The sequence below is a fragment of the Streptomyces sp. A0958 genome (assembly GCF_004795035.1).
Lineage (GTDB): Bacteria > Actinomycetota > Actinomycetes > Streptomycetales > Streptomycetaceae > Streptomyces.
In genome coordinates this window covers 117,440-140,863 of record NZ_SSBK01000007.1, presented here as the reverse complement: position 1 = coordinate 140,863, position 23,424 = coordinate 117,440, and the positions used below count along the sequence as shown (strand labels likewise).

Annotated in this window: 15 protein-coding genes; 6 read left to right on the top strand and 9 right to left on the bottom strand. The window is 72.9% G+C overall.

From position 1 onward, the window contains the following. Window positions 1-180: 180 nt before the first annotated feature. The 3 genes from E6P78_RS10315 (at window position 181) to E6P78_RS10305 (ending at window position 6,088) form a co-directional block, all read left to right on the top strand. Window positions 181-918, top strand: coding sequence for a response regulator transcription factor (locus tag E6P78_RS10315; RefSeq protein WP_014154105.1), 738 nt, complete (start codon window positions 181-183; stop codon window positions 916-918). Beyond that, a complete protein-coding gene (locus tag E6P78_RS10310; RefSeq protein ID WP_136203239.1) occupies window positions 915-1,991 on the top strand; it encodes a HAMP domain-containing sensor histidine kinase in 1,077 nt (358 codons plus the stop codon). Before E6P78_RS10315 ends, E6P78_RS10310 begins: the two co-directional genes overlap by 4 nt. Window positions 1,992-2,248: 257 nt before the next feature. Beyond that, the gene (locus tag E6P78_RS10305; protein ID WP_136203238.1) at window positions 2,249-6,088 is read left to right on the top strand and encodes a multifunctional oxoglutarate decarboxylase/oxoglutarate dehydrogenase thiamine pyrophosphate-binding subunit/dihydrolipoyllysine-residue succinyltransferase subunit; all 3,840 of its coding nucleotides are present in this window, start codon (window positions 2,249-2,251) and stop codon (window positions 6,086-6,088) included. A 79-nt stretch (window positions 6,089-6,167) separates the two neighbouring features. On the opposite strand, the gene fxsT is transcribed toward E6P78_RS10305, so the two are convergent. The 8 genes from fxsT to E6P78_RS10260 form a co-directional block, all read right to left on the bottom strand. After that, the gene (fxsT, locus tag E6P78_RS10300; protein ID WP_136203237.1) at window positions 6,168-9,158 is read right to left on the bottom strand and encodes an FxSxx-COOH system tetratricopeptide repeat protein; all 2,991 of its coding nucleotides are present in this window, start codon (window positions 9,156-9,158) and stop codon (window positions 6,168-6,170) included. A gap of 69 nt (window positions 9,159-9,227) precedes the next feature. After that, on the bottom strand, window positions 9,228-10,631 hold the full coding sequence (locus E6P78_RS10295; protein ID WP_136203236.1) for an HEXXH motif-containing putative peptide modification protein: 1,404 nt from the start codon (window positions 10,629-10,631) through the stop codon (window positions 9,228-9,230). Further along, window positions 10,628-11,767 (bottom strand): FxsB family cyclophane-forming radical SAM/SPASM peptide maturase, encoded by a 1,140-nt coding sequence (locus E6P78_RS10290; protein WP_240799135.1) that lies wholly within the window; start codon window positions 11,765-11,767, stop codon window positions 10,628-10,630. Before E6P78_RS10290 ends, E6P78_RS10295 begins: the two co-directional genes overlap by 4 nt. A 409-nt stretch (window positions 11,768-12,176) precedes the next feature. Next, entirely contained in the window at window positions 12,177-12,365 is a 189-nt protein-coding gene (gene fxsA, locus E6P78_RS10285) for an FxSxx-COOH cyclophane-containing RiPP peptide (RefSeq protein WP_136203235.1), read from the bottom strand. Window positions 12,366-12,538: 173 nt separating this feature from the next. Further along, window positions 12,539-16,030, bottom strand: coding sequence for an SAV_2336 N-terminal domain-related protein (locus E6P78_RS10280; protein ID WP_136203234.1), 3,492 nt, complete (start codon window positions 16,028-16,030; stop codon window positions 12,539-12,541). A 322-nt stretch (window positions 16,031-16,352) separates the two neighbouring features. Beyond that, entirely contained in the window at window positions 16,353-17,381 is a 1,029-nt protein-coding gene (locus tag E6P78_RS10270) for a MoxR family ATPase (RefSeq protein ID WP_136203233.1), read from the bottom strand. 130 nt (window positions 17,382-17,511) lie between these two features. Continuing rightward, window positions 17,512-19,518 (bottom strand): trypsin-like peptidase domain-containing protein, encoded by a 2,007-nt coding sequence (locus tag E6P78_RS10265; protein ID WP_168712593.1) that lies wholly within the window; start codon window positions 19,516-19,518, stop codon window positions 17,512-17,514. Between the two features lie 56 nt (window positions 19,519-19,574). Then, the gene (locus tag E6P78_RS10260; protein ID WP_136203231.1) at window positions 19,575-20,162 is read right to left on the bottom strand and encodes a CU044_2847 family protein; all 588 of its coding nucleotides are present in this window, start codon (window positions 20,160-20,162) and stop codon (window positions 19,575-19,577) included. Window positions 20,163-20,274: 112 nt separating this feature from the next. On the opposite strand from E6P78_RS10260, the gene E6P78_RS10255 reads away from it, so the two are divergent. Continuing rightward, complete coding sequence (locus E6P78_RS10255; RefSeq protein ID WP_010061466.1) at window positions 20,275-20,460, top strand: DUF6104 family protein; 186 nt, start codon at window positions 20,275-20,277, stop codon at window positions 20,458-20,460. Window positions 20,461-20,468: 8 nt separating this feature from the next. On the opposite strand, the gene E6P78_RS10250 is transcribed toward E6P78_RS10255, so the two are convergent. Then, window positions 20,469-21,323 (bottom strand): hypothetical protein, encoded by an 855-nt coding sequence (locus tag E6P78_RS10250; protein ID WP_136203230.1) that lies wholly within the window; start codon window positions 21,321-21,323, stop codon window positions 20,469-20,471. A 185-nt stretch (window positions 21,324-21,508) separates the two neighbouring features. Here E6P78_RS10250 and E6P78_RS10245 point away from each other — a divergent pair, with 185 nt between their 5' ends. Continuing rightward, on the top strand, window positions 21,509-22,366 hold the full coding sequence (locus E6P78_RS10245) for a DUF4097 family beta strand repeat-containing protein (RefSeq protein WP_136203229.1): 858 nt from the start codon (window positions 21,509-21,511) through the stop codon (window positions 22,364-22,366). Window position 22,367: 1 nt separating this feature from the next. After that, entirely contained in the window at window positions 22,368-23,396 is a 1,029-nt protein-coding gene (locus E6P78_RS10240) for a PadR family transcriptional regulator (protein ID WP_136203228.1), read from the top strand. Window positions 23,397-23,424 lie beyond the last annotated feature (28 nt).

The following is a 23,424-nucleotide window of genomic DNA, read 5'->3' as shown; positions in this document are numbered from 1 at the left end:
GCGCGACACTCCGCCTGCCTCGTACGCCCGTTCCGTCCGCACAGCCTTGCACCCTGCGTAGCCGGAAGCCCTCCGCTGCCTCTACGCTGCTGAGCGGTAGCGGGATCACCCACGAAATTCACGAGCGAAAACCGTACGTCCGGGGGAATGGCCTCCGCGAGAACGGGCAGGGGCGGGGCGATGGAACAGACACACACCACCCACAACGGCGTCGCGGCCACCCCGGGTGCGCAGCGCCGGGTGCTGGTGGTCGAGGACGACGCCACGATCGTCGATGCCATTTCCGCCCGGCTGCGGGCGGAGGGCTTCCTGGTGCAGACCGCCCTGGACGGCCCGGCGGCCGTGGACGCGGCCGAGGCCTGGCAGCCGGACCTGATGGTGCTCGACATCATGCTTCCCGGCTTCGACGGCCTGGAGGTCTGCCGCCGCGTGCAGGCCCAGCGGCCGGTGCCGGTGCTGATGCTGACCGCCCGGGACGACGAGACCGACATGCTGGTCGGGCTCGGGGTCGGCGCCGACGACTACATGACCAAGCCGTTCTCGATGCGTGAGCTGGCCGCCCGGGTCCACGTCCTGCTGCGCCGGGTCGAGCGGGCCGCGCTGGCCGCCGTGACACCGCGCAGCGGCATACTGCGCCTCGGCGAGCTGGAGATCGACCACGCACAGCGCCGGGTGCGGGTCCGCGCCGACGACGTCCACCTGACGCCGACCGAGTTCGACCTGCTGGTGTGCCTGGCCAACACCCCGCGCGCGGTGCTCTCCCGGGAGCAGCTGCTCGCGGAGGTCTGGGACTGGGCGGACGCCTCGGGCACCCGGACCGTGGACAGCCACATCAAGGCGCTGCGCCGGAAGATCGGCGCGGAGCGCATCCGTACCGTGCACGGCGTCGGCTACGCGCTGGAGACCCCCGCGCCATGACCGCGCCCGGACCGGGTCTGCGGCCGTTCTCCATCAAGGCCAAGCTGGGCACCCTGGTGGTGGTGTCGGTCTTCATCACGACGGGGCTGCTCATGGTGGCCCTGCGTACGCGGACCGAGCTGCGGTTCATCACCGTGTTCTCGGTCATCGCGACCCTGCTGATCACCCAGTTCGTGGCGCACGGTCTGACCGCGCCGCTGGACGAGATGCGGGCCGTGGCCCGGTCCATCTCGCACGGCGACTACACGCGGCGGGTGAACGGCGCCGGCCGGCGCGACGAGCTCGGCGACCTGGCCCAGACCATCAATCTGATGGCCGACGACCTGGCGGCCGTGGACCGGCACCGCAAGGAGCTGGTGGCGAATGTCTCGCACGAGCTGCGCACCCCCATCGCGGCGCTGAGAGCCGTCCTGGAGAACGTCGTGGACGGGGTGTCCTCCGCTGATCCGGAGACGATGCGCACGGCGCTCAAACAGACGGAGCGCCTCGGCAGGCTGGTGGAGACGCTGCTGGACCTGTCCCGGCTGGACAACGGCGTGGTCACGCTGAAGGCCGGCCGCTTCGAGGTGTGGCCCTATCTGTCGGGGGTGCTGAAGGAGGCGAACCTCGCCGCCGCGCACCGCCGTCTGTCCTCGGGCTCCGGCAACCACTCCCGTACGGACGTCCATCTGCACCTGGACGTCTCGCCGCCGGAGTTGACCGCGCACGCGGACGCGGAGCGGCTGCACCAGGTGGTGGCCAACCTGATCGACAACGCGGTCAAGCACAGCCCGCCGCACGGCCGGGTCACGGTGCTGGCCCGGCGCGGCCCGCAGCCGGAGTCCCTGCACCTGGAGGTGGTGGACGAGGGCCCGGGCATCCCGGAGTCCGAGCGGCACCGCGTCTTCGAGCGTTTCAACCGGGGCGAGGTGGCCTCCCCGCACGGTCCGGGCAGCGACGGCGGCACGGGTCTGGGGCTGGCGATCGCCCGCTGGGCGGTGGATCTGCACGGCGGCCGGATCGGAGTGGCCGAATCTGCTCGCGGCTGCCGCATCCGCGTCACTCTTCCGGGGATTCCTCAGCAGCGAGGTTGACATAGGGTTCGAACCGGAAGGGCACGTTCTGCGTGTTCTGTTCAAGGGGTACGGTCCAAGGGGCCGTAGATGCGGCCTCGCGTACCCGGAGCGAAGCGGAACCATGCTTGTTTCCCGCCATTTCCTGCGCCGAAACCCGGCTTTCGATGTGACTTGCACGACGAAGAGCGGCCCGGCCTGCAGGGAACGGCCGCGGAGGCGTAGCCTTGATTCCCGCTGTCCATCACCTTGTGAAGCGGAAGAGGGCGGTTGCCGCCGTGTCGTCTCAGTCCCCCAGTAACTCGAGCATCTCGACCGACCAGGCCGGACCGGGCACCAACCCGGCCGCGGCTTTCGGCGCCAATGAGTGGCTCGTCGACGAGATCTACCAGCAGTACCTCCAGGACCCCAATGCGGTCGATCGCGCCTGGTGGGACTTCTTCGCCGACTACAAGCCGGGCAAGTCCGGCACGGCGGACAAGCCCGTTCCCGGCGCCGCAGCCGCGGGGGCCGCAGCGCCCGCGGCCCCGGCCGCCACCCCGGCTGCCTCCACCGCACCGGCGCAGCCCGCGGCCCAGGCACCGGCTCCACCCGCCGCACCGGCGCCCGCCCCGGCCGCTCCCGCCGCGCCCAAGGCCCCGGCGAAGGCCGCACCGGCTCCGGCCGCGGAGGCACCCGCCGCCAAGGCCGCTCCTGCCGCCAAGGCCCCTGCCGCGAAGGCCGAGACCGGCGAGGCGACGGAGGCTCCGGCCGGTCCGGAGTACGTGACGCTGCGCGGCCCGTCCGCCGCGGTCGCGAAGAACATGAACGCCTCGCTGGAGCTGCCGACGGCCACGTCCGTGCGCGCCGTCCCGGTGAAGCTGCTCTTCGACAACCGCATCGTCATCAACAACCACCTCAAGCGCGCCCGGGGCGGGAAGATCTCCTTCACGCACCTCATCGGGTACGCGATGGTGCAGGCCCTCAAGGCCATGCCGGCGATGAACTACTCCTTCGCGGTGAAGGACGGCAAGCCGACCCTGGTCAAGCCGGAGCACGTCAACCTCGGCCTGGCCATCGACCTGGTGAAGCCGAACGGCGACCGCCAGCTGGTCGTCGCGGCCATCAAGAAGGCCGAGACGCTCAACTTCTTCGAGTTCTGGCAGGCCTACGAGGACATCGTCCGCCGCGCCCGCAACGGCAAGCTCGGCATGGACGACTTCACCGGCGTCACCGCCTCGCTGACCAACCCCGGCGGCATCGGCACCGTCCACTCGGTGCCCCGCCTGATGCCCGGACAGGGCCTCATCATGGGCGTCGGCGCGATGGACTACCCGGCGGAGTTCCAGGGCACCTCGCAGGACACCCTGAACAAGCTGGGCATCTCCAAGGTCATGACCCTGACCTCCACGTACGACCACCGGGTCATCCAGGGCGCCGCCTCCGGCGAGTTCCTGCGCATCCTGGCCCAGCTGCTGCTCGGCGAGAACGAGTTCTACGACGAGATCTTCAAGGCGCTGCGCATCCCCTACGAGCCGGTCCGCTGGCTCAAGGACATCGACGCCTCGCACGACGACGACGTCACCAAGGCCGCGCGGGTCTTCGAGCTGATCCACTCCTACCGGGTCCGCGGCCACGTCATGGCCGACACCGACCCGCTGGAGTACCACCAGCGCAAGCACCCCGACCTGGACATCACCGAGCACGGCCTCACCCTGTGGGACCTGGAGCGGGACTTCGCGGTCGGCGGCTTCGCCGGCAAGTCGATGATGAAGCTCCGCGACATCCTCGGCGTGCTGCGTGAGTCGTACTGCCGCACCACCGGCATCGAGTTCATGCACATCCAGGACCCGAAGCAGCGCAAGTGGCTCCAGGACCGGGTGGAGCGTCCGCGCCCCAAGCCCGAGCGCGAGGAGCAGCTGCGCATCCTGCGCCGGCTCAACGCCGCCGAGGCGTTCGAGACGTTCCTGCAGACCAAGTACGTCGGCCAGAAGCGGTTCTCGCTGGAGGGCGGCGAGTCCGTCATCCCGCTGCTCGACGCGGTCATCGACTCCGCCGCCGAGGCCCGCCTCGACGAGGTCGTCATCGGCATGGCCCACCGCGGCCGGCTCAACGTGCTCGCCAACATCGTGGGCAAGTCGTACGCCCAGATCTTCCGCGAGTTCGAGGGCAATCTCGACCCCCGGTCGATGCACGGCTCCGGCGACGTCAAGTACCACCTGGGCGCCGAGGGCACCTTCACCGGTCTGGACGGCGAGCAGATCAAGGTCTCGCTGGCCGCCAACCCCTCGCACCTGGAGGCGGTCGACCCGGTCCTGGAGGGCATCGCCCGCGCCAAGCAGGACCTCATCAACAAGGGCGGCACGGACTTCACCGTCCTGCCCGTCGCGCTCCACGGCGACGCGGCCTTCGCGGGCCAGGGCGTCGTCGCCGAGACGCTCAACATGTCGCAGCTGCGCGGCTACCGCACCGGCGGCACCGTGCACGTGGTGATCAACAACCAGGTCGGCTTCACCGCCGCCCCGGAGTCCTCGCGCTCCTCGATGTACGCCACCGACGTGGCGCGCATGATCGAGGCGCCGATCATCCACGTCAACGGCGACGACCCGGAGGCCGTGGTCCGCGTCGCGCGGCTCGCCTTCGAGTTCCGGCAGGCGTTCAACAAGGACGTCGTGATCGACCTCATCTGCTACCGCCGCCGCGGTCACAACGAGGGCGACAACCCGGAGTTCACCAACCCGCAGATGTACACCCTGATCGACAAGAAGCGCTCGGTGCGCAAGCTCTACACCGAGTCCCTCATCGGTCGCGGCGACATCACCCTGGAAGAGGCGGAGCAGGCGCTCCAGGACTTCCAGGGCCAGCTGGAGAAGGTCTTCGCCGAGGTCCGCGAGGCCACCTCGCAGCCGGCGCAGCCGCACGTCTCCGACCCGCAGGCCGAGTTCCCGGTGGCCGTGTCCACCGCGGTCTCCGCCGAGGTCGTCAAGCGGATCGCCGAGTCCCAGGTCAACATCCCCGAGTCGATCACCGTGCACCCGCGTCTGCTCCCGCAGATGCAGCGCCGTGCCGCCTCCGTGGAGAACGGCACGATCGACTGGGGCATGGGCGAGACCCTGGCCATCGGTTCGCTGCTGATGGAGGGCACCCCGGTCCGGCTCGCCGGCCAGGACAGCCGCCGCGGCACGTTCGGCCAGCGCCACGCGGTGCTGGTCGACCAGGTGACCGGCGAGGACTACACCCCGCTGCTCTACCTCACCGACGACCAGGCCCGTTACAACGTCTACGACTCGCTGCTCAGCGAGTACGCGGCGATGGGCTTCGAGTACGGCTACTCGCTGGCCCGCCCCGAGTCGCTGGTCGTCTGGGAGGCCCAGTTCGGTGACTTCGTCAACGGCGCGCAGACCGTCGTGGACGAGTTCATCTCCTCGGCCGAGCAGAAGTGGGGCCAGACCTCCGGCGTCACGCTGCTCCTGCCGCACGGCTACGAGGGCCAGGGCCCGGACCACTCGTCCGCCCGCCCCGAGCGCTTCCTCCAGATGTGCGCGCAGGACAACATGACGGTCGCGATGCCGACCCTGCCGTCGAACTACTTCCACCTCCTGCGGTGGCAGGTGCACAACCCGCACCACAAGCCGCTGATCGTCTTCACCCCGAAGTCGATGCTCCGCCTCAAGGCGGCCGCGTCGAAGGTGGAGGAGTTCACCACCGGCGGCTTCCGCCCGGTGATCGGCGACGACTCGGTCGACCCGAGCGCGGTCCGCAAGGTCGTCTTCTGCGCCGGCAAGGTCTACTACGACCTGGAGGCCGAGCGCCAGAAGCGTGGCGTCACGGACACCGCGATCATCCGCCTGGAGCGCCTGTACCCGCTGCCGGGTGCCGAGATCCAGGCCGAGATCGCCAAGTACCCGAACGCCGCGAAGTACCTGTGGGCCCAGGAGGAGCCGGCCAACCAGGGCGCCTGGCCGTTCATCGCCCTGAACCTGATCGACCACCTGGACCTGGCCGTCGGCGCCGACGTCCCGCACGGCGAACGCCTGCGCCGCATCTCCCGCCCGCGCGGCTCGTCCCCGGCGGTCGGCTCGGCCAAGCGCCACCAGGCGGAGCAGACCCAGCTGGTCGAGGAGGTCTTCGAGGCCTGACCGGCGGAGCACGTACAGGGGGCCCGCCCCGCGATCGAATCGCGGGGCGGGCCCTTTGGTGTGTGGAAGCCGCGTCGGCTCAGGCGACCAGCGGCTCGAAGTCCCAGTACGGGCGGGTGCGGGAACGGGCCGAGACAGTGTGGGTGTGCTGGGCGCCAAGGGTCGTCGCCAGATCCTCCAGGGCCTCGTTCTCGATCTTCTCGGCCTTCTGCCGGTCGCGGATACCACGCAGGTCGGCGGCGTGGGCGATGCGGGCGGACAGCGTCAGCGGGTGCGTGCGGCCGAGAACCTCGACGGCCCGGGTGATGACCGAGTCCGTCAGCACGGCGGCGGCCTCCGGATCGCCCACGAGGTTGCGCAGCGCCGAGGCGTTGATGGCACAGCCCAGCGTCCACGGATGGTTCTCGCCGACGGCCCGGGTCATGGTGGCGAGCGCTTCCTCCAGGAGCACATGGGCATGGTCCCGCTCGCCCACGTTGCGCAGGATCAGGGCGTGGTTGCCCCGGGAGCCGGCCGCGTACGGGTGTTTCTCGCCGAGCATGTACGCGTAGCCGCTGACGACCTTCTCGCTTATGGCGCGGGCCTGGTCGATGTTGCCGTGTTCGCGGGCGAAGCAGCTCTGGCCGGCCGCGAACATCATCGTCAGCGGGTCGCTGTCGCCCAGGACGCGTTCGCATCGCTCCAGGACACGGCTGAACAGGGCGCTCGCTTTGGCCCGCTCGCCGTTGCGGTAGTGGCACAGCGCGAGGTTGTGCTCGGCACGCAGGGACTGCGGGTTGTCCGGTCCCAGGACGCGTCGGTGCACCTGGACGCTCTGGTTCTGGAGGGAGAACGCCTCGTTGTAGCGGCCCAGCAGGCGCAGGTCGATGGCGTAGGCGATCTCGGAGTACAGGGTCCAGGTGTGCCGTTGCCGCAGGAGCTGACGGCGGGCGTCCAGCGTGCGCCGGTCGAGCTCCAGGGACTCCTGGTACCGGCCCAGCAGCCGCAAGGTGACGGCCAGGTTGCTCTGTGCGTTGAGCGTCCGCGAGTCCTGGTCGCCCAGCAGTCCCTGGTATGCCGTGAGGACCCGGCTGGAAACTTCCAGCGCCTCGTCGTACTGGCCGAGGCCCCGCAGGTCGGCGGCCAGGCCGGAGGCGGCACGCAGATGCTCCAAGTCATCGGGGCCGCGCTCGGCACGCAGGCGCTCCACCACCGCGCGTTCGATTGCCTCGGTGCCGGCGTAGTCGCCGACGGCCCTGAGCAGGTTGGCGTAGTGGTAGCTGACGTCCCAGATCCTGGGGTGGTCCTCGCCGAACAGCTCCCGCCAGGCGGCCATGGCGCGTTCGCCCAGCTTGATGCCGGCCCGGTACTCCCCCGACAGGTACATGTAGCGCAGGCAGTTGAGCACCAGGGTCTGCACCGCCGGGTCGGTGCTCTTCAGTACGTCGGCCCACTTCAGGTGCGGAGTGATCTCGGCGTACGCGGGCCACAGGCGGGTGTCGGTGGGGCGGCCGGGGTCCGCCGCCGCGAGGGCGCGCCGGACGACGTCGATGAACTCCTGCCGGTTCTCCTCCGTCATGTCGTGTCCGACGATCTGGTGGACCATCCGGTGCATGTAGATGGATTCCCCGGAGGACGCCGCGTCGACGCCCGATTCATGGGATTCCAGCCGGACCACGGAGTACTGACGGAGCTGGTTGATCGCCTTGTTCCACAGCAGGGGGTCGCTCATGAGCCCGGCGACCTGTTCCGGCAGGTCTCCGGGTGGCATGTCCTTCAGGAGCCTCACGGGGATGGAGCCGGGTGCGAAGAAGCTGCACAGGCGCAGCAGGTCGACGGATTCGGGGACGGTGTCCCTGAGCTTGTTCAGCAGTATCGACCAGGCGGTCTGGAAGGCGAGGGGGAAGTCCGCGGAGACCTTGACGACGTCCTGGTCGATCCCGCCGTCGAGGAGAGCGATGTACTCCTCCACCGACAGGTCCGAGTCGTTGAGCCAGCCGGCGGTCTGGTCGAGGAGCAGCGGCAGGTCTTCGAGGGCCTCGGCGAGTTGGTCGGCCTCGGCCGACGTCAGGCGCGGGGCCCGGCGGCGGATGAAGGCGACGGACTCGCCGCGCCGGTACACGGGCACCTCGACGAGGTTGCTGTTGTGCTCGCTCCACTCCGGGTTGCGGGAGGTGATCAGCACGTGCCCCGGGCCGGTGGGCACCAGGTCCCAGATCTGGTCGGGTTCGTCCGCGCCGTCCAGGATCAGCAGCCAGTGGGAGTGCGGGTCGCCCCGGCGCAGCGAGTCGCGTACGGCACGCAGCCGTTCGCCGTACTCGGCACCGGTGGACAGGCCCAGTTCCGGGGCGAGTTCGGCGAGCTTCTGCCGGTAGAGGGCGCGCCGGTCGGCGGGCACCCACCAGACCACGTCGTACTCGGACCCGAAACGGTAGACGTACTCGGCGGCCAGCTGGGTCTTGCCGACGCCGGACATGCCGTGCAGGGTCACGACCCCGGCGCCCGGTCCGGCCTCCTGGAGCGCCCGGTAGGCGTCGTTGAGCAGCTGCTCGCGTCCGGTGAACCGGATGTTGCGGCGCGGCACTCCGCCCCAGACCTGCGGGGTGTCGGAGGGGAACCGCGGGCCCGGCACGGTGCCGGCGTCGGGCAGTGGGTCGGTGGGCAGGCCCAGCCGGGCGAGGAGCCGCCGCTCGGCCTCCTCGGCGCCGACGTTGGTGAGGTCGGCCGCGCCGAAGGCGGATGTGGCTCCGGGGAGCGCGGAGGTGGTGACGCACACGGCGGCGAACCGGTCGGGGTCCGGGGCTACTTCGGAGCGCAGCGCCCGGTTCCACTCCTCGTGGCTACGGGGGCCGAGCTGGAAGTACCAGTCACTGAGGATCACCAGGACCCGTCCGCGTGCGAGCGTCAGGTCGCGCAGTGCCTCCTCCAGCGGGACCGAGAGGGGCGGGTCCCAGCGCTGCTGGACGACGGTCACACCACGCCGCTCCAGACGGTCCGCGATCCACGCCGCCCAGGCGCGGTTGAAACCGGCGAAACTGATCGTGACGGTGTTCGCCCCGGTTACTCCAACTGGCTTACGCGTTCCGGGCATTCAACCGTCTCCCTGCCTCGATACGAGCCTTGTCAACATACACCGGAGCCACCGCCGCTCCAGCGGGAATCACGGGCTTCTCACGGCCCTTCGCGAGCCGTTCCTCTGCTGCCATATCACCTTGGCGGTACTCACGTACGCCTGAGCGCGCGCGAGATGGCCCGGGGGGGACGGATTATCGTCCAGACGGTGGTAGACCGAGATCATCTCGTTGACCACCGTCCGGCCTTCGAGAGTGAGCGCCGCCGAACCGGCCAGCACGGGCAGTACGGCCCCGACCTGTTCCCGGCAACGGGCATGCTCGGCCCATGCCAGGTCCTGGTGGGTGACCCGGCGCGCTTGGAGGGCGAACCGCTGCCAGTAGTCGGCGAGGGCGAGGTGCGAGTAGGCGCCCTGGAGGAGGCCGTCGAAGGGCCGGGGGTCGGGGCGCCAGGGGGCGAAGTAGCGCTCGGCCGCGTCCGCCCGGTGGAGCTGCACCAGGGCGGTGAGGGCGGCCAGTTTGGTGTGCTGGAGTTCGTGGACGAGCGTCGAGGCGAAGTAGGCCGCGGTGGCGGGCTTGCTGCTGAGGACGGCTCCGAAGGCCTCGCGCCTGGTACCACTGCAGTGTGCCGCGCCCTCGCCGTCGGGCCCGGACCCGGACGGACGGCTGAGCGGCACTACACAGCGCAGCAACGCGGCTGCCTCGGTGAGGCGGTGGTCGCCGCCGAGCCGGAGCAGCGGCTCGACACCGGACCAGGAATCGGCCCACTCCTTGCGCTCGTGGTCACCGACGCGCGCGGTCCCGCTCAGCCCGTATCGCGGGAGCCCACCGCCGTCGATGCCGTACGGGTCGACGTCGTCGAGGGTCACGGGGCCGCCGCCCGGCAGTATCGCGCGGAGCATGAGCACCGGGAGCCAGCGCGGGTCGGCCGAGCTCAGCGTCCGGTCCGGCTGGCACCTGACCGTGAGCTCGGGCCCGTCCTGCGGGCGCAGCGTCAACTCGTCGTCGCGGTAGGAGAGTCCTACAGGGCCGGCACCGGCCCGGACGGCGCCCAGCGTGGGCAGGCAGGCCGGTCCCACGCGTGCGATGAGCCGGCTCTCGAACGCCACCCCCGCCCGGATCGCCGCCGCGGCCGCCAGGGCCGTCAAGTGGGCCAGGTCGGCGTGGAGGTCCGGGCCGGCGGGGGCCTGGGCGGTGAGGCCGCCGAGCAGGCGCTGCGCCCAGGGGCCGGCCAGGGGGTGGAACAGGACGGTGCGCACCGCGGCCCGGTCGGTGCGCTCGGCGGCTTCGAGGAGGGCCCAGTCCTCGCGCAGCCGGTCCAGCAGCGGGGGCGGGCACACGGTCGCGGGCGCGGCCGACGCCGCGTCGAGCAGGGCTCTCAGGAGGACGAGGCGGCGGGTGTCCTGGTCGCGGACGAGCAGGCCGAGGGAGTCGGCGTCGCCCTCGGTGCGGCCGAGTTCGCGCAGGACGTGGTCGGGGACGGCGGTGCTCATGGGGGGTCTCCAGCGGTTGCTTCGGCGAGCCGGGCCGCCACGTGGCGGATCAGCCGTTCGAGGTCGGCGCAGTAGACGGAGGGGTTGCCGAAGCCGTTGTCTGCGCGATAGCGGTGTGCGTAGTGGCCGCCACCGCACACGGTCAGCAGCGGGCAGGCGCGGCAGGCGGCGGCGAGCGCGCCGGCTCCCGCCTGGCGGGCGGCGACGCCGGGGTGGCGCAGCGCGTCGTCGAAGGTGTGGCGGAAGACGTCGAGGCCGGTGGTGGCCGCGCCGTCGTACGCGGACTTGAGGGAGTCGACCTGCTCGATGGAGCCGTCCGTCTCGACCACGACCGCGTTGAGCGGGTCGAGGCCGAGGGACTCGGTGGCGGCGGGCAGTCCGAGGAGCAGGGCGACGCACTCCTCGAAGAGCCGGATGCGGGTCTCCCGGCGGGGCGCCGGCCACCAGCGGTCGAAGACGGTGCACAGCCAGTCGCCGTACGGGGTGGCGCGGCCCGATCCGGGGCCCACGGCGGTGTCCGTCAGGTCGGGCAGTCCGGGCGGCGGGCTGGACCAGTTGCCGTGCGGCAGGAGGAGGTCCAGGGCCGGTGGGCGCAGGGCGAGCAGTGACTCGTACATCTCCAGGGGGTCGGTGCGCGGGTCGACGACGGTCAGGATGCCGGCGTACGCGTCGGGGTGGTGGTCGGCCAGGAGCCGGGCGCCGCGCGAGGCGGCGGGCCAGGAGGGGCGGCCCGCGTGGTCGGTGCGCAGGGTGTTGTGGGCGGCCAGGCCGCCGTCGAGGCTGATGCCGACGCGGATGCCGTGCCGGGCGAGGGTGGTGATCCCGGCGTCGGTGAGCAGGGTGGCGTTCGTCTGCACGGTGGTGTGGACGGTGCATCCCGCCGGCACCCGCTCGCGCACCGCGTCGGTGAGGGCCGCCAGCCGGCCGGGGCCGGCGAGCAGGGGTTCGCCGCCGTGCAGGACGAGGGCGACGCGGCGGAGCCGGTGGGCGGCCGCGTGCTCGGTAATGCGGCCGACGGTGCGGTCCAGGACGGCGGGAGATGCCGCGGCGGGGCGGTCGCGCCAGGTCCGGTCGGGGCCCTCGTACAGGTAGCAGTACCGGCAGGCGAGGTTGCAGCGGCCGTGCACCTTCACGATGAACTGGCCGAAGGGGACCGGCCGCGCGCTCGGTTCGTCCGCCGACGCCGCTGCCGGGCCGGCGCGGCGGTGCGCACGGGCATCGCGCTGCGGCGCCCGCTCCGCAGACCGTTCCCCCCGAGGCGTCGTCCGTCCAGCCACTCACGCACCCCCGTGCTGTACGCCGGGCGGGGTGGCCCCCGATACCGGCCCAGGGGGAGTGTCCCCGGCGTACGGCAGGCGCAGCCCCGCCCCGGGCCATGATGTCCTGATCGGGCACACCCGGGGCCGAAACCGTGCGGTGCCCGGGGCGCGGCACGGCGCTACCGGACCACCGCCGTCCGCTTCGGTGGGGCGGCCCTCCCTTGTCGGAACGCGCCGGTGGTCCTCCCCCTCAGAAGGCGTCAGAACGCGCCGGTGGTCCTCCCCTTCAGAAGGCGTTGGTGAACCCCCAGAGCATTTCCCTCGGCTGCTCCGCCCGCCCCCGCAGATCCGCGACCACCTCGGAGAGCACCGGGTGGTCCAGGGTCCGCAGGGTCGCCAGGTCCAGGCCCAGCAGGTCGGGCAGCTCCCCCTTGCTCCCCGCGCCCGCAGCGTCGTTCCGTGTCGACTCGCTCATCACGCCTCCCCGTACCGCAGTACCGGGCCGGCCGGTGTCCCGCTCGTCGTTGAGCACGCACCGCCGGTCCCGCCTCATGGCCTGACTGTCCCCGCTGCCCGGACCTTCGTGCCGGTGACGGCTGTGGGGGCCGTCGTCGGCGCCGGGGCGCCTCCGTGCTCGCCGTTGAGCACTCAGCGCTCCAGTTCGGCGAGCCGGTCAGCGGTGGACTCGCCCGCCGCGCCGCCGCCGTCGGGCAGTTTGCGCCACTCCTGTCGGGCCGCCCGGTACGCGTCCCGCGCGGCCCGGGGGCGGCCCGCTCTCTCATACGTCATACCCCGCCAGTGGTTCGCTGTAGCGGCCAACTCCACTGCTTCCTGGACGTTTTGTGGACTCTCCAGCTCCGTTTGCGCGTCGGCGGCGGACTCGGCGGCCGACCGGAAGGCCTCCGCGGCCTCGTCGCGCCGGGCCGGCCGGCCGAGGACACCGGCGGCCTGGAGCTGGGCCCGGCCCAGCTCCAGCCAGCAGTGCGCGGCGGTGAGCGGAGCCGTGGCCTCCTCGGCCGCCAGCTTGAAGAGGTACTCGGCCTCGCGCAGGTCGACCCGGTCCGCGGTGGCGCGGTGCCTCAGCATCAGGGCGCGGCCGAGCATCAGCAGGCGCTCGGACTGGTGCGCTCCCCCGGCCGGCATCTCGGACCGGCAGTCGCGCAGCACCCGTACCGCCGCCCCGATGTGCTCCCGGCCGTCCGGGAGTTCGGCGCGGCGCAGCAGGGTGGCGCCCCATTCGGCGAGGAGGTCCGTGTAGGCGCGGGAGTCGCGGGGGATGCCGCGGGCCGCGCGGGCGAACCACTCGGTGGCGGTGACGAGTTCGGCGGGGTCGCCGGTGTGCTCGTAGCGGGCGACCCGGACCCTGCCGGCCCGAGTCTGGAGCTGGGCGCGCCGGCGCTGGTCGCGTACGGTCTCCAGTGCCTGGGCGGTGAGGGTGGCGGCCTCCTCCGGTTCGGCGCCCGAGGCGAGCAGCGCGTCCACGAGGTCCAGCACAACGCGGATCTCGGTGCCCATGGTCTGCCGGCCGCCCTGTGCGAAGGCGGTACGCAGGGAGCGGGCCGACTGGCGGGCGTACTCCCGTGACTGTTCCTCGTCCTGGGTGGCGCGGGCCAGTTTCAGGAGGGTCCGGCCGTGCTGGAGCGGCAGGACGGCGGGCCGGTTCTCCTGGTCCGGCCAGGAGTCGGCGAAGGCCTCCAGCATGCCGCAGGCGCTCTGGAGCAGGGCGCTGTCGCCGTCGAGCCGCCACTGCGCCTCCAGGGCCCGCACCCGCTCCAGGGTGAGCCGCAGCGCCTCGCCGGGCTCCAGGCCGGGGCTGGCGCAGGCGGCGGTGTACTCGCGGTCGGCGCGCCGCAGGAGTTCCAGGGCGCCGCGCCGGTCGCCGCGCCTGCGCCGGTCGTCGGCCGCCGCGTGCAGAACCTTGGCGAGCACGGCCCTCTCCCGTACGGCACCGGGGCGGGCGGCGGCCCGCTCGGCGGCGCGTTCGGCCTCTTCGAGCAGGTCGGCGCCGCCCTGCACCTCCCACAGCCGCAGTACGCACCGGGCGTACTCCGACCAGAGCTCGGGGTCGGCGGCCGGGGGCGGGCTGTTCTCGGCGGCTCCTCTGAGCAGCTGTACGGCGTCGATCAGGCGCTGCACCATCTTGTCGGCCTCGAAGTGCCGCACGAGTTCACGCGCGCGCCGCACGGCGAGGCTGTTGGCGGGGGCCGGAGGGTTCCCGGGGGCCTTGGGCTCCCGGGTCACGAATCTGGGGGGTACGGGCATGAATCGCTCCAGTACGCGGGCTGCGACCTCGGCAAAGGCGTGGGGGACGCGCGGAGCGCCGCGCCTCTCGTTCCCCCCGTTCCCCTCGTTCTCCTCGCTCTCGTCGGCGTCTTCGCCGTCCGCGTCCCCGTCCCGGGGCTCCTGGTTCTCGCCCCGGAGCGGCCAGCCGTCGTCCGGTCCGGTGCCGTACCCGGCGTCACGCGCCGTGCCGTCGCCGAGCTGGGCGTAGGCCAGGGCCGGGAAGTTGGGTCCGCCCTTGCCGAACCGCTGCTCTATGTATTGCGAACAGTGCTTGAGTACGAGTAGGGCCTCGTCACGGCCGAGCGGCCCGAGCAGCGCCTCCTGCACGTCGGGCTCGAACGTGTACCACTGTCCGCGCCCGGTGCCGCCGTCGACCCGTTTGAGCAGTCCGCTCAGCAGCACCTCGGCCAGCTCGGCGGGGCCCGAGTGGGGCAGCATCGTGCGCTGCACCAGCTGCATGACCGGCAGGTAGAGGGGGGCCGCCGCGAGGTAGACGGCGAGCTGGCCGGCGACCGGGGAGGCCGTCGAGCGGAACCGGCTGACCAGCTGGAGCGAGGACAGGGTGTCGCCCCGGCGGCGGGCGGGGGCCGCGGGCTGGTCGGACCTGACCCAGCCGACCGCCCCGGGCACGGACGCGGCGCCGGTGCCGGAGAGCAGCCTCGCCCAGGCCGCGAGCGCGTCCGGTACCGGGGGCAGGACCGGTACGGCCAGGGCCCCGGGGTGGGCGGCGGGGCCGGTTCCGGCGTCGCCGGTGACCTTCAGCAGGGCCGCCCCGGCTGGGCCCTCGCCCCGGGTCAGCGAACCGAAGGTGACCGGCAGCCTCGTCCGGTTCCACATGCGCTGCGGCAGCGGCTGCAGAACGGCCACGGGGGCCAGACGGGCGAGCTGGTGCAGCAGCCGGTGGGCGTGGCCGCTGCGCCAGAGCGGCCCGGCGCAGTCGCTGACCACGACCGTGACCCGGCGCCCGGTCGGGTCGCTGAGCCGGTCCGCCGAGTGCAGCGGGGCCGCGGCCGGGTCGGGGCTGCGGCTGACCGTGCAGCCGCCGTCCGGGCCCTGGTGCAGGTAGCGCACCTGTACGTCCCTGAACGCGCCCAACTGCGCGAAGATCTGCTGGAGTTCGCCGAACAGCCGGTCCCAGACCAGCATCGACGAGGAGGCGTCCATCACGCACTGCACGATGGCGTCGCCCCGCCGGACCCCCCGGAACACCGGCATGATCACGCCGCCCGCGCGGGCGCTGCGCTCCGCGGTCGCGGTCTCGTCCAGGACGCGGCGCAGCGGTGCGGAGACCGGGTGGTAGCGCTGCAACGGGCGCAGCGCGCGGGTGAGTTCGAGGGGTGCGGGCAGGACGGGGGCGGCCGGTACGCCGAGGGGCAGCACGGTGGCGCGGGCGTCCGCGCCGGAGCGGGCGCCGCCGGTCCGGGGCGCGTCCGCGTCCTCGGCCTCCGTGTCCGCACCGCCGCCGGGCCGGGCGCGGCCGGGGACGGGGTGCAGGGAGATCCGCTCGCCGTCGCCCGGTTCGCGCGCCGCGTCGCGCCGGTCGTCCCGGCCCGTCTCCGGGGTGCGTACGTCCCGTGCGGTCAGCGTGCCGACGCGGCCCGGGGCGGTGGCCCCGTCGGCGGTCCGGGCGCCCGAGAGCTGCGCGGCGGCCCGGTCCTCGTCCGCGTCGGGCCCGCCGGGGCTGCGGGTCCACCGGGCCAGCCAGAGCGCGTCGCACAGCTGCTCGACATCGGGGTCGAGCCCGGCCGCGCGCAGCCGGGCGACGAGCTCGGGCAGCAACCCGTCCTCGTACGCCTCCGAGGCACCGGCCGTCCCGGACGCCTCAGCTACCTCGAATACCTCGGATACCTCGGACACCCGAGGCGCCCCGGAGGCCTCCGGCACCTCAGCCGCCCCCGGCACCCCGGTCACCCCAGTCGCCTCAGCCACCCCGGAGACCTCAGCGGCGCCATCAGTCTCAGCGACCCCACCAGCCTCAGAAGTCCCACCAGCCCCACCAGCCCCAGGAGCCCCAGGAGCCCCAGGAGCCCCAGGAGCCCCAGGAGCCCCTGCGACCCCACCAGCCTCAGCCGCCCCACCAGCCCCATCAGACCCAGCTATTCCCCGCGCCCTCCGCGTCTCCCTCGCCTCCCGCGCCCCCCGCGTCCCGTCCGCCTCCTCCGACCCGGGCATCAGCGCCTCACCTCGGCCGGTCGAGTCGCTGGATGAGCAGGTCGGCCAGGCGGTCGCGGCCGGCCGGAGACGCGGCGTGCGTGAGGTATATCGCGTTGAGCAACTGGTCCGTGGCGAGGAGTTCGGTGCGGGAACGCTCCAGGAAGTGGGCGATGAGGTCGTCGCTGGAGCGGGCCGCCTCCTCGCCCAGGTGGGCCTTCACGAAGGAGGCCAGCCGCTTGTGGTCGGGGCGGCCCAGCTCCAGGTGGATGCAGCGGCGCATCAGCGGGGCCGGGAAGTCCCGCTCGCCGTTGCTCGTGAGCACGACGAAGGGGAAGGCCCGGCACTGCACCCGGCCGCCCTTGATCCGCACCTTGTTGCCGTCGTGGTCCAGCACGTCCGCCTCGCCGTCGGGCAGCCGGTCGGCGATCCGCTCCAGCTCGGGGATGGCGAACTCGCCCTCCTCCAGCACGTTCAGCAGGTCGTTCGGCAGGTCGATGTCGCTCTTGTCCAGCTCGTCGATGAGCAGCACGCGCGGCCGGTCCGAGGGGAGCAGGGCGGTGCCCAGCGGCCCGAGCCGGATGTAACTGCCCACGCTCTGCGCCGCGTCAGCCCCGGCCGCACCGCCCGCCGCCGCCGCGTGCGAGGCGATCTGGACGTCCTGGAGCCGGGCGATGGCGTCGTAGTGGTAGAGGCCGTCGAGCAGGGTGGTGCGGCTGACGACGGGCCAGCGCAGCACCTTGCCGAGCTCCAGCTCCCGCGCGACGGAGTGGGCCAGCGTGCTCTTGCCGGCGCCCGGGTCCCCCGTGACCAGCAGCGGGCGCCGCAGGTACAGCGCGGCGTTGATCATTTCCAGTTCCTCGGCGCCGGGCCGGTGCTCCTCGGCGACGCGTCCGGGGATGCCGAGCCGGCGGTCGGCGGACTCGGTGCCGTCCGCCCCGGCGGCCGCCCGGCCGCCGGTGAAGTCACGCCAGGGCGGCGGGGGCGGCAGCTGCGCCACCTCGTCGTGCGGTTCGCCGACGCCTCGGTAGATGAGCCACTCGCTGGGTTCACTCATAGCGTGTTCCTCGTTGTCACTCGTCCGCCACCGGCGGCCGCCGTCGAACGTGCCTTACCGTAGCGATCCGGCTCAACCCCCGTAAGGGGAAGGTCAGTTCGCCTGCTCGGGTGGTGCGGTACGCGGTGGCTCAAGGCGCCTCCAGGAAGTCGGAGCCCGGCAGCGGACGGTGCGGATCGTCGTAGTAGAGGGCGGCGCCGGCGGACCAGTACATCTCCGTGCGCCCCGCGCTCACCCCTCGTCTCAGTTCATGGATCTTCCACGGCAGCCGGTCATGGGTACGGGTGTCCGAGACGGCCTCGGCCACGCGCCGGTGGAACTCCCGGCAGACCGTGTCGCCCTCCGTGGTGCGCCGCTGCAACAGGGCCACGCCGAAGCCGCTGTCGAGCAGCCGCACCACTCCGGCCGTGACGTCGGAGTCCGGCCGGCTTCCGTAGCGGCACAGGACGGGCACGGTCTCGTGGGCCAGAGTGCGCAGCCGCGCCGACTCCGGTACTCGTACCCTCAATTCGTCCTCGCAGTCGACGACTTCGGCCCGCAACGGGGCCGCGAGTCCGGCGTTCCAGCGGGCCGGGCGCTCCTCGGCGGGGCCCTGGTACGGGCTGCGCAGCACCACCGGGCGTACGGCTCCGAGGCGCTGCCCGGACGGGGGCAGTACCCAGTCGTCCACCGGCAGCCCGAAGAGCGCGGGCGCCACGACGACCTGGAGCATGGCCGGGCTGCCCGGTTCGTCGCACCGGCGGAACGCCTCGGTCAGCGCGGCGGCCAGCCGGTCGGGCACGGTGCCGAGCGGGGCGCCGCGGCTGTCCTCGTCGACGGGCTCCGCCTCCGAGGCCCGGCGGTCCACGGCGACCCGCCAGTCGTACTGGTCGCGGGACCAGCCCTGGAGGTCCACGTTGAGCACGACGCAGTCGCGTTCGCCGTAGAGGACGGGTTCGCTCGCCGGGGCGCGGGCGGCCTGCTGGCGGTTCTGCTCCAGGCGCAGCCGGATCTCGGCCCACTCCACGTCGAGCCGGCGGCGCAGGTCCCTGGGCAGCTCGACGTCGGCGATCCGCTTCACCCAGCCCCACAGCGCCTTGGCGTTGCGGACGGAGAGCTGTCCGCAGGGGCGGTCGGCCGCGAGGACGCCCATGCAGAAGCGCACGATCAGCTCGAACCGGGCCTCGCGGTCGCGGGCGCGGGCGTCGTACAGCGCGCCGAGTCCGTCGCGCCAGCCGCGCGGGGCCGGGCGGTGGTCGCGGGAGTGCACCCCGGGCAGGCGGTCGAGGAGCATCAGCAGGGCGCGGGTGCTGGCCGGCGGCGGCAGTTCGGCGAGCCGGCCCAGCAGGTCCACGCGGAGTTTGGGGCCGAGGATGCCGCCGGGCGGGGCGGGCAGCTCGCTCTGCGCGTCGGTCCAGGTCCGTTCGGTCCCGGCCGAGCTGGTGTGCCGGTCGGCGTGGTAGCGGTCGTGGGCGTGGAAGACGGACTGGTATATGTCGTCGGTTTCGGTCTCGACGGGGGTGGCCGGCACCTCCAGGGTGCGCAGCCGTTCGATGCCGACGGCGGTGCCGCCCTGATGGCCGTCGAGCCGTGACTTGATCACGCCGACCACCTCGCCCCGGACGAGGTCCACCAGCGGGCCGCCGGACATGCCGAGCTCCACCCAGTCCCCGTCGAGCCGGACGACCTGCTCGGCGTCGCCGGACCCCCCGTAGGAGCCCTTGACCACGCAGACGCCGCTGCGGTTCTGCAGTCCGCCGCCCTGTCCGGGCGCCCAGCCCACGCAGCGCACCTCGCGGCTGCGGAGCATCGCCTCGGACCGCTCGGTGACGTACACGCAGGTGTGTTCGACGGGCCGCTGGAGCTGGATGAGCGCGAGGTCGGGGGCCGGCCAGCCGCCGCCCCCCGGCGGCCGGGCGCCGGGCATCGCGGCGACGACCTTGCCCGGCACCTCGGTCAGTTCCGCGCTGTAGCGGTCCTCCTTGAACCACACGCTCACCATGCCCCCCTCCCCCCGCATCGCCACGTGCGCGCACGTGAGGACCCAGCTGGGGGCGACGAAGAAGCCGCTGCCCAGGAAGTCCCCTCCCGGCCCGTCCTGGGCATACCCGGACGGCGGGCGATGGATGCGTACGGTGGCGTCCTGCACGAGGTCCATGAGGGCAGCCTGAGCGGGCCCCAGCACCCCCTCTGCGCCCCCCTGGTCATCGGAGGTCATGCCCCGCCGCCGTCGGTGTCGTCCGCACCACCGGGGTGTGCCGGTGCGCCGGGGGATGCCCCGGTGGGCGGGAAGCCCGGTCGTACGCCCGCGTGCGGCGGTGCGGGGGGCGGTGGTGCGGGGGGCGCGAACGGAACCGGCGGCGGTGGCGCGGGGACCGGCCCCCCAGGCGGTGCGGACGTCTGTGCGGGTACCGGGGTGGGCGGTGGCGGGTCGACCGGGGGCCCGCCGCCGTTCCAGGTGAGCGTGACCGTGATCGCGCCCTTGGCCTCGCCGTCCGCGAGCAGCCCGACGATCTTGCCGGACTTGGCGGTGAGTTCGATGCCGAACTCGACGCTCACCTCGTCCGGCCGCACCGCGCGCAGCGGCACGGCGAGCGAGCGCGCCACCCCGGTCACCACCGAATGCAGACTCTCGACCCGCGCCTGCACCTGGTCCGCGATGTCCCCGAACCCGGTGTCCGTGTAGGTCGGACCGCCGCCGGGAGCCGGACCGGCCAGCTCCTCGGCCCCGGAGATCCTGGCCCACACCGGTGTGCCGTCCGGCAGCTCAATGCGCGTAATACGGGACCCACTGTCACCCATGACACCCCCCGTTCGCCAACTACCCGCAGATTAACGGCCGTAGTCGGCCGATGCGGGGTACATCGACGAGGACGCGACCGAAGCCGGTCGGAGGCCCTCTAAACTTCGTGCCATGTACTTCACCGACCGCGGTATCGAGGAGCTGGAGAAGCGGCGAGGCGAGGAAGAGGTCACTTTCGAGTGGCTCGCCGAGCAGCTGCGTACGTTCGTCGACCTGAATCCCGACTTCGAGGTGCCGGTCGAACGCCTCGCGACCTGGCTGGCCCGTCTGGACGACGAGGACGACGAGGACGAGTAACCGGCCCGTCAGCCGGTCGCGTCCGGCCTGCCCTCCCGGATGCGGTCGTACGCGAGACCCAGCGCCCCGTGCGCCATGAGCAGCACCCCGGCGAAGGCCCAGCCGCCGCTGCGCCGGGCCGCTCCCCACAGGGCGAGCGGGAGACCGGCGGCCAGTTGGGAGCCCGCCAGCGCGCGGGCCCGGGGCCCCCGCATCCAGGGCCCCATGCGGCTGTTCTCCGCCGCGTCCAGATCGACCTGGACCGCGTCGCGCCAGCCGGTCCACTCGACGCGCTCCGCCCCCGGCCACGCCTCGCTCCCCGGGACCGGCCGCGCACCCGGCTCCCCCGGGTCGAGGCCGGCCGGGAGCGCGAGACCGGTCCGGGTGAGCACGGCGAGCAGCCCGCGCAGCCGGGCGCGGGCGTCGGCGTCCGGGTCGGGGCGGGTCAGCGCTTCGAGCGCCTGCACATCCAGTACGGGGTCGAGCCCGAGCCGCTCGGCGAACGTACGCATCGCCTCGTCCTCACCGGCCGGGGTGCCGTCCGCGAGCCAGACGTATCCCACCGGGCGGCGGAATCCGGCGGCGAGGGTGTAGCCGGCCCGGTCGCCGTCCCACCAGAGCGCGAGCACCGGCCAGGTCGAGCCGACCGCGAGCGCGGTGGCCCAGCCGCCCAGCACCCGGTCGACGGGTTCGGCTGCCTCGCCCGGCGAGGCCGCCGCCCGGCGTCCGCCCTGCCAGGGCTCGCCCTCGGGTACGAGGACGCTCCATCCGTCACCGGCGGGCGCGAGCAGCAGCGGTTCGCGCAACAGCCGGGCGACCGGCCGCACGGCCTCCGGCACGGTCCGGCACAGCAGCAGTGCACCCACGGGTGAGGTCGCGTCCATGCCTCACACCGTAGGACACATTGTCCCGTTCCGATGTGTTTTGCTCACCCTCCGCACTCTCCGCGACCCCCACCCCTCCCCCGACTTCCCACCCTTTTCTTGACTTCCCGGACCCGCGATATATCGTGTTGTTCAAGAGACGCGATATGTTGCGTCGTTCGCGCGCTACTCAGGAGGTCAGATCCATGCCTGTCTCGACGTGGACCGTCGCCGAGCCTCGGAAGCTGACCTTCGACGAACCCGTGACCGCGCTGAAGGTGCGCGTCGTCAACGGCACGGTCAACGTCGTCGGCACCGACGAGCCGACCGCACGGCTGGAGGTCTCCGCCATCGAGGGTCCGCCCCTGGTCGTGACGCAGGAGGACGGCGTCCTGACCGTGGCGTACGAGGACCTGGCCTGGCAGAACCTGCTGAAGTGGTTGGACCGCAAGGAGTGGCGCCGCCACGCGGTCGTCTCGCTGGCGGTCCCGGCCGGTTCGACGGTGGAGGTCGGCGTGGTCGGCGCCGGGGCCTTCGTCTCCGGGGTCAGCGGCCGTACGGAGGTGCGTGGCGTCACCGGTGACACCACGCTCGTCAAGCTCTCCGGACCGGTCGGCGCGGAGACCGTGTCCGGCAGCGTGGAAGCCCAGTCCGTCACCGGCGACCTGCGCTTCCAGTCCGTCTCCGGCGATCTCACGGTCGTCGAGGGCGCCGGCGCCTCCGTGAGGGCCGAGTCGGTCAGCGGCGGCATGGTGCTCGACGTGGACCCCACCGGGAAGCCCACCGACATCCGGCTGACCACGGTCTCCGGCGAGATCGCCATCCGGCTGCCGCACCCGGCCGACGCCACGGTCGAGGCGAACACCGCGAGCGGTTCCGTCTCCAACGGCTTCGAGGACCTGCGGGTCAGCGGCCAGTGGGGCGCGAAGAAGATCACCGGCACGCTGGGCTCCGGCACCGGCACCCTGCGGGCGACGACCGTATCGGGGTCGATCGCACTCCTGCGCCGCCCGCAGGCCGAGGAAGATCCGTACGACGGCGAGCCGACCGGAAAGGTGCTCTGACATGCCCCCCGTATTCGCCCACGGCCGTCTGCGGCTGTACCTCCTGAAGCTGCTCGACGAGGCCCCCCGGCACGGCTACGAGGTGATCCGGCTGCTGGAGGAGCGCTTCCAGGGCCTGTACGCCCCCTCGGCGGGCACCGTCTACCCGCGGCTGGCCAAGCTGGAGGCCGAGGGCCTGGTCACGCATGCCACCGAGGGCGGCCGCAAGGTCTACTCGATCACCGAGGCCGGCCGCACCGAGCTGGCCGACCGCACCGGCGAACTGGCCGACCTGGAGCTGGAGATCCGGGAGTCCGTCTCCGAACTGGCCGCCGAGATGCGCGACGACGTGCGCGGGGCGGCGGGCAAGCTGCGCAGCGAGATGCGGGCGGCGGCCGACGAGTCGCGCCACACCTCCGGTGGCCGCTCGGGCGCCCGCCCGGCCGGCGAGGAGTCCCCCTTCGGCGGCTTCGGCGACCTCGGTGACCTGGGCGATCTCGGCGATCTGCGCGACAAGGAGGCGTGGCGCACCGCGAAGGAGGAGCTGCGCAAGGCCAAGCAGGAGTGGAAGGAGCAGGCCCGCCGGGCGAAGGACGAGTCCCGGCGCGCCCGCCAGGACGCCCAGCAGGCCCGCCGCCAGGCCAAGGAGGCCCAGGACCGGGCGCGCGAGCAGATGCAGAACGCCGCCCGCCAGGTCCAGGAGCACTTCGCCCGGGGCGACTGGCCGGCCGGGGTCCGCGAGGGCCTGGCCGAGATCACCGGCCAGCTGGGCGGCTTCGCCCGTACCGGCGGCTGGACGGCCTCCAGCAAGCCGGGCGCCGCGGACACCGAGCCCGAATGGGCCAAGGACACGGGTGGCACCGGCGACCCGGCCCGCGACCTGGACCGGCTGCTCGACCGGTTCCGCGACGAGATCCGCGACGCGGCCCGGGACCAAGGCGTGACGGAGGACCAACTCGCGGAGGCCCGCCGCCATCTGGCGAAGGCGGCGGCCCGCGTCGAATCGGTGCTGCGCGGGGGCGCGGACGGCACCGACTCCGCCGCGAAGTAGGGGCGGGTGGGGGCGGGCCGAGCGGCCC